The organism is Candidatus Erwinia dacicola (genome assembly GCF_001756855.1).
GTDB classification, from domain to species: Bacteria; Pseudomonadota; Gammaproteobacteria; order Enterobacterales; family Enterobacteriaceae; genus Erwinia; species Erwinia dacicola.
In genome coordinates this window covers 1-1,108 of the sequence record NZ_MAYS01000386.1, presented here as the reverse complement: position 1 = coordinate 1,108, position 1,108 = coordinate 1, and the positions used below count along the sequence as shown (strand labels likewise).

At 54.2% G+C, this 1,108-nt stretch carries 1 protein-coding gene; it reads left to right on the top strand.

Features of this window, described 5'->3' with window-relative positions:
* Positions 1-231 precede the first annotated feature (231 nt).
* The gene (locus BBW68_RS10865; protein WP_070135377.1) at positions 232-942 is read left to right on the top strand and encodes a 4'-phosphopantetheinyl transferase family protein; all 711 of its coding nucleotides are present in this window, start codon (positions 232-234) and stop codon (positions 940-942) included.
* The last annotated feature ends 166 nt before the right edge of the window (positions 943-1,108 follow it).

Below are 1,108 nucleotides of genomic sequence, written 5' to 3'. Positions count from 1 at the left end.
GTCATGCAAAGCACCGGAACGGCGAAGCCGTGACGCTCGCCCTGTAAGGGCACTACGTTCACCAGCCAGTGGTGTGAGCACGGCGATAAAATTTCCAAGGGCGACGATCACTTCGTCGTCTCTCTGAAAAGCTTCGCGATGCCGCCAACTCACTGATGCGACAAAGTAGTTTTTGATATCCAGCCATTAACCTGTTTAAATATTTTATCTTTTTTAGACAGGTTAATGGCTATGTCTGCCCTAAGCACCCCACTATTCAGTAACTACATCCTGCGCCCCCTCGACGACTATCCGGCTATTCAGCTACTTGATGTGCGTTTCGACACCAGCCAGTTTTCGGAATCCCTGTTCAGCACCTTGAACATCGCCCCCCCCGCACATCTCACTCGTGCCGTTAAAAAGCGCCGCGTTGAATATCTGGTTAGCCGCTACTGCATTCAGCAGGCGATGCAGAGGTTCGGGATTGAGGGTTTTGTGCTGCGTAACAGGGAAGACCGCACGCCAGTGTGGCCTGAGGGAGTCGGTGGGTCGCTGTCCCATATGCAGCATCGGGTATGCGCGCTGCTGACACAGGAGCGCGGGCTGCTGCTGGGGGTGGATTGTGAACGCCTGATGACGGCGGAAACTGCCGCCGAAACCCAGCGCATTTTGATCAACGCAGCGGAAAAGCGCCTGCTGGAGCAGTGCAACCTGCCGTTTAACCTAGCCCTGACGGTGGTGTTCTCGCTGAAGGAGAGCCTGTACAAAGCGCTCTATCCGCAGCTGTTACAGTTTATGGATTTCAGCGTGGCGCAAGTGGTGGCCTGTAGTGACGATCTTCAACAGCTCAGGCTGCGGCTGACGCAAACATTTTCAGCGGAGATTGTGGCCGGACGGGAGTTTATCGGTAGAGCGCAGGTGCAGTCCGACGAGGTGTTAACCTGGGTCGTCGGGCAGCAGTAATAAGGTTGCGTTAGCGATTTTCATCCTAGCCACGCGACTCCGGCGTGATCAGCTCATAGAGATCGACACCATACAGTTCAATCATCGGTATCATCGCCTCGACTACGCGACAGCTGTCAAAGGTTGTCATACTAGAGGGGCCTTTAAAATAAGGCACTGTTGCAAA

Excerpts from the sequence above, each read along its gene's own strand:
- BBW68_RS10865 (WP_070135377.1), top strand. The coding sequence starts at position 232 with ATGTCTGCCCTAAGCACCCCACTATTCAGTAACTACATCCTGCGCCCC.